The sequence below is a fragment of the Mesorhizobium sp. M2C.T.Ca.TU.002.02.1.1 genome (genome assembly GCF_003997225.1).
Window position 1 is genome coordinate 1 of sequence record NZ_RZTO01000390.1, and the last position, 5614, is coordinate 5614.

General features: G+C 61.9%; 5 protein-coding genes and 1 tRNA gene. 2 read left to right on the forward strand and 4 right to left on the reverse strand.

The window, feature by feature from the left end; all coding sequences use genetic code 11:
• The 3 genes from EOD07_RS20115 to EOD07_RS20125 all read right to left on the reverse strand — a co-directional run.
• On the reverse strand, window positions 1-812 hold an 812-nt coding region (locus EOD07_RS20115; RefSeq protein ID WP_206519504.1), incomplete at its 3' end, for a hypothetical protein.
• Between the two features lie 182 nt (window positions 813-994).
• Window positions 995-1068: transfer RNA gene (locus EOD07_RS20120), tRNA-Gln, on the reverse strand.
• A gap of 204 nt (window positions 1069-1272) precedes the next feature.
• Entirely contained in the window at window positions 1273-2205 is a 933-nt protein-coding gene (locus EOD07_RS20125) for a YbhN family protein (RefSeq protein WP_127236712.1), read from the reverse strand.
• A gap of 264 nt (window positions 2206-2469) precedes the next feature.
• Here EOD07_RS20125 and EOD07_RS20130 point away from each other — a divergent pair, with 264 nt between their 5' ends.
• Window positions 2470-3849 carry a Ppx/GppA phosphatase family protein gene (locus tag EOD07_RS20130; protein WP_127236713.1) on the forward strand — a complete coding sequence of 460 codons (1380 nt, stop codon included), beginning with the start codon at window positions 2470-2472 and terminating at the stop codon, window positions 3847-3849.
• Window positions 3850-4087: 238 nt separating this feature from the next.
• Entirely contained in the window at window positions 4088-4783 is a 696-nt protein-coding gene (locus EOD07_RS20140; protein WP_127236714.1) for an RlmE family RNA methyltransferase, read from the forward strand.
• 44 nt (window positions 4784-4827) lie between these two features.
• Here the strand turns inward: EOD07_RS20140 and EOD07_RS20145 are convergent.
• On the reverse strand, window positions 4828-5614 hold a 787-nt coding region (locus EOD07_RS20145; protein WP_164772375.1), incomplete at its 5' end, for a multidrug efflux MFS transporter.

Sequence of the window (5614 nt, forward strand, 5' to 3'; positions counted from 1 at the left end):
ATCCCGGAGAGCACGGCCTCCAACCGCTCCATGATCCGATTGATGTTGAATGTCTTTATCAGGATCTGTGAAAATTCTTTGGAATCGCCGAACGCCAGTTCCGTAGAGTCTTCCAACCCCGTGTCGAAATGCATATCGGCGGAAGGAACGCCTGTCGCGCCGGCTGAAACTTTGACCCCCGCGCTTGCTTTTGAGGAGGAAGTCGATTTGTTGTTGGAGTTCTTTTTGACTAAAGTAGAGGATATTCCTGTAACGTCTGTTATGTCAGCTTCAAAAGCGCCATCAAGTAGCTGATCAATGGACTCAATTGCCGTCAAGCGCTTATTATTGTGATCACTTTTACCAAATATTTTCTCAAGGAAAGAATTGTTTATCTGCGATTTGAGCTCTTTCTGAATGTCAACGAAAACAGATCTGGTAAAAGATCTATAAAGCAATATTCGTTTCAGATCAGATTCTGTAACGGCACCGCTTATAGCTGATATCTTTTGTGACACATCATTATCGACGACTGCAGACTCAAAGACGGTCTTGATATCAATGTAGGCCGATATGGTCCGATTCTTCTTTCTTATTTCGTGTTGAGCGCGCTGAAATACGGTCGATTTACCAGTGCCTTTCCGACCGATGAGGAAGGTCGTGTTAGGACGCAGCATCGTTTCTAGGACTGCATTATTTTGCAGCGGATCCACGTATAGCTCTTCGATGATTGGCTCATCGTCAGCTACGTCCCGCAACTCTGCCCGTCGATATAGCTTGAGAGACTGAACGGCCTCTCCATACCCTTTTAGCTGTGCGTTAGAATATTCCACTGCGCCCCCCGTCGGTTCCCGAGAAATACTAGCGGATTCTATCTTGAGGTCTACAGAGATTCCCCTTGATGCACAGTTCGGGGGTGCCAAGTCTATCAGTTCGAAAGGCGCTCCGGACGGGTGTTCCGGTTGTCGCTGTCTCGCCTCTTCTAAGATATTGTTTTAATTGGATAAAAGAGTAGTGGCTGGGGAACCTGGATTCGAACCAGGACTAACGGAGTCAGAGTCCGTGGGTCTACCGTTAACCTATTCCCCAGCAGGCGCGTCTGGTATCGCGCTCGCCAAGCGGCTCATGTGCCGCGAGCGCTGCCTTGTAGCCGCCATCGAAAAATAGTCAAGCCCGCAGCTGAGTTCAATCGCAGCCTTTTTGAAGCCTTTGTCCGATGCATGTCGTTCGCCCAAAACCGCTCGGCACTTTTGGGGACATGCGTTGGCCGTTCGGCCGGGCGGGCGGAAGGCTTCAGCTCTCGCCGCGGCTGTACTGCGAATGCTCGAAATAGAGCACCACGCCAAGACCGATCAGCAGCGGAATGATGAGATAGAACAGGCGGAACACCAGAAGTGCTGCAAGCACGCCGACCGGATCCATGTCGGAAAGGCCGGTGAGGAAGACGACCTCGAACACGCCGAGCGCGCCCGGCGCATGCGACAGCAGCCCGATCGAGAACGACACCATGAACACGCCGAGCACGACGAAATAGCCGGGATTGCCGATGTCCGGCAGGGCAAAGTAGATGATCGCCGCGGCGCCCAGCAGCTCGACCGGTCCGATCAGCAACTGTCGCGCCACGATCTGCAGTGCCGGGTAGTGGAGCTGGAAGCCGCCTATTTTCAAAGGTCTCAGCCCAAGCCAGCTGCCGAAGGCATAGGCGCCGACGAGGATAAGCATGGCGAGCCCCGCGGCGAAGGCGGCGCCATGGTGCGGCGCGCCGGTGAAACGATCGATGATCTGCGGTTCGAACAATAGAACGAGGCCGCCGAGGAAAACGCTGGACAGGATGAAGGTGAACCAGCAGATCGCCACCAGCACGCCGACCTCCTGGCCGGTCAATCCCCGCGTGGCATAGGCGCGATAGCGGATCACCGCGCCGGAAAACACCGAGCCGCCGATATTGTGCGACACCGCGTAAGTGGTGAAGGAGCACAGCGTGACGAACAGCCACGATACTTTTTTGCCGATATGCAGCAGCGCTATGTGGTCGTAGCCGGCGAGCGAGGCATAGGCGACGACCGAGCTCAGCGCCGCGAGCACCCAGTCGCGCGGCGGGATGGCGGCGATGCCGGCCCAGACATCGTCGAGCGAAATGCCGCGCAGTTCGTGGATGAGCAGCCACAGCGAGAACGCCACGGCCGCGATGCCTATGACCGGCCAGAAATAGCGCCTCCAATTCATGGCGTCGTCATCATGCGCTGCAGCTCATTGATTTGATGTTGCCCAACCCTTCGAACCCGCATTTGAGACATGCCTGATTGAAGCCGGCTATTCAACCGGCAAGACGTTGCCCCGACGTGACCCCGGCAAAATGTGACATTGGCGAAATTCGGCCTCGCGCTCTTGGTGATTGCGAACGGCGCTGCTACTCTGCCCTCAACTTGAAACAAATCGAGGTGCCTGCTGCGTCCGTTCCCGGTTCGCGCGGCGCCGGAAGGAACTGAAGTGGAAGACCACGATACCGGCGCGGGCGCGTCGGCAGTGGGCATGTCCGGGGCATCGCCGACGCAGCCGGCAGGCCCGCAACCGGCGCGATTCAGCCGCCACGCGGGCGCGCACCAAAGACATGCCGACCCCAGACATGCCGGCCCCAAGCATCCGGGCCAGCGACAAACCGGCGCAAGTCAGGCCGACCAGCATGGCGATCAGCCGAAAGGCAAGACACGCAAGCGCCGCAAACGCAAGCGCGGCCGCAAGGTGTTCGCGCGCGACGAGAACGGCGTCGTGCCGCAACTTGCGCCTGCCGCCACGACTGCAAGCCAACCTCAGAGCACGCCTTCGCAGGTTGAGCCAAGGCTGGCGGCCCCGCAGCGTCCGCCGCAACCGGAATTGCCCGTCTTTGCCGCGCTCGACCTCGGCACCAACAATTGCCGGTTGCTGGTCGCGGTGCCCGGCCGTCACGGCCAGTTTCGCGTCATCGACGCTTTCTCGCGCATCGTCAGGCTGGGCGAGGGGCTGACCGCCAGCGGCCGGCTCAGCCAGGCCGCGATGGACCGCGCGGTCGAGGCGCTGAAGATCTGCGGCGAGAAGCTGCGCAACCGCAAGATCAGGAAAGCCAGGCTGATCGCCACCGAGGCCTGCCGCTCGGCCGCCAACGGTGTCGAGTTTCTGGATCGCGTCGAGCGCGAGGCTGGGCTGAAGCTCGAGATCATCGACCGCCAGACCGAGGCCCGCCTTGCCGTTTCCGGCTGCGGCTCGCTGGTCGAGCGCGACACGCAAGGCGTGGTGCTGTTCGACATTGGCGGCGGCTCGTCGGAAATCGCGCTGATCGACCTGACCGGACGGCGCTCGCCGCGTCTGGCCAACCACATTGTCTCCTGGACGTCGCTGCCCGTCGGCGTCGTCTCGCTCGCCGAGCGCTTCGGCGGCCGCACGGTGACGCGCGAGACTTTTGCCGCCATGGTCGAGGACGTGGCCGCCCGGCTGACGGCCTTCGACGGCCGCGACCGGCTCGCGCATGTGCTGGCCAGCCCCAACTTCCATCTGCTCGGCACGTCCGGCACGGTGACGACGCTCGCCGGCGTGCACCTTGATCTCGATCGCTATGACCGCCGCCGCGTCGATGGGCTGTGGATGGACCGCGACAGCGTCGACCGCATGATAGAGCGGCTGATCGGCTGGGATTTCCAGCAGCGTTGCGCCAACCCCTGCATCGGCGCCGACCGCGCCGACCTCGTGCTCGCCGGCTGCGCGATCCTGGAAGCGATCCGCGGTGTCTGGCCGTCGGAGCGGCTGCGCGTCGCCGACCGCGGCCTGCGCGAGGGTATCCTGAGCGAGCTGATGGCCGATGACGGCGTCTGGCGCAATGATGGGCGCCGGGCATGATCCCAAGAAGTGGAAGCGTTGCTTTGGCGAATAGTCGACCCCCACTCCGTCGAGCTTCGCTCGACACGTCTCCCCCGATCGACGGGGGAGAGGAAAGGCGCGAGGTCCCCAGCCTTGGCACCCTTCCTCTCCCTCCGGAGGGGGGAGAGGTGGCGCCGCGAAGCGGCGACGGAGTGGGGGAAGGCGCTGCTCAAACGCGAAGCCGTCGCGAGGTCATGCTCGGGCAAGAAATCAGGCAATGACAAAGAAACCGGAAAAGCCGGGCTTGGGAAGCATTCGCGTCCTCAAGACCAGGATCAAAAAGAAGAGCGGCTTGAAGGAATCCTCGCGCCGTTGGCTCGAGCGCCACATGAACGATCCCTATGTGCAGCGCTCCAAGGCCGATGGCTACCGCTCCCGCGCCGCCTACAAGCTGATCGAGATCGACGACAAGCATCATCTGCTGAAGCCCGGCATGAAGGTGATCGACCTCGGTGCTGCCCCCGGCGGCTGGTGCCAGGTGGCGGCCGCGCGGACGAAGTCGAGCGCCGAGAACCCGCATGTCGTCGGCATCGACTATCTCGAAATGGATCCGGTTCCGGGCGCCGTCATCCTGCAGATGGATTTCCTCGACCCCGACGCGCCGCAGAAACTGGGCGAAGCGCTTGGCGGCCAGCCGGACGTTGTGCTGTCCGACATGGCGGCGCCCACGACAGGGCACCGCCGCACCGACCACCTGCGCACCATGCATCTGTGCGAAGTGGCGGCCGAATTCGCGCTGCACGTGCTCAAGCCCGGCGGGCATTTTCTTGCCAAGACATTCCAGGGCGGCGCTGAGAACGAGCTCTTGTCACTGCTGAAGCAGAACTTCCGCTCGGTCCATCATGTGAAGCCGCCGGCCTCGCGCGATGAATCGGTGGAGCTGTATTTGCTGGCGAAGGAGTTCAAGGGGTAGCGCCGCTTTTTCTCCCCTTGTTGTGGGAGAAGGGGAAGGCGTGCTCACTTCCCCGCCGTCCCCACCGATTCCAGCGTCTTCGGCGCGGTTAGTCGGCCGTGGCCCGAGACGGCACTGCCGGCCTCCGGACCAAGCCGCATGAAGGTGATCGAGGCTGCCGCCGAGACGGCTGCCACGATGAAGAAGGCGATGTGGAAATCCCGCAAGGTCAGCGGCCCGCCATGGATCGAGGTCGACACTTCGAGGATGCCGCCGGCCAGCGCCACGCCCATCGCGATCGACAATTGCTGGAAAACCGCGGTGATCGGCGTCGCCTTGCTGGTGTCGGCGGACGTGATCTCGGCATAGGAAAGCGCATTGACGCCGGTGAAGAACATCGAGCGGATGAAGCCGCCGACCAGAAGGATCGCCAGCATCAGCGCGTAGGGCGTCTGCGGCGTGAACAGGCCGTAGATGGCGATCGAGGCGGCTGCGACCAGCGAGCCCCAGATCAGCACGCGCCGGAAGCCGGCAAGCCGGAACAGCAGTGCCGTGACGAACTTCATGCCGATGGCGCCGATCGCCGAGACGAAGGTGATCATGCCCGACTGAAACGGGGTCAGCCCGAAGCCGATCTGGAACATCAGCGGCAGAAGGAACGGCACCGCGCCGATGCCGACGCGAAACAGCGAGCCGCCGAGCACCGAGGACCGGAAGACTTGGTTGCGGAACAGCTCCAGCGCCAGCAGCGGGTTCTTGGCGCGGCGGGCATGGAGCAAATAAAGCACGCCGGAGATCACCCCGACCGCCACCGTGATGAAACCGGCCAGCGGCGGCAGCGCTGGCAGGCCG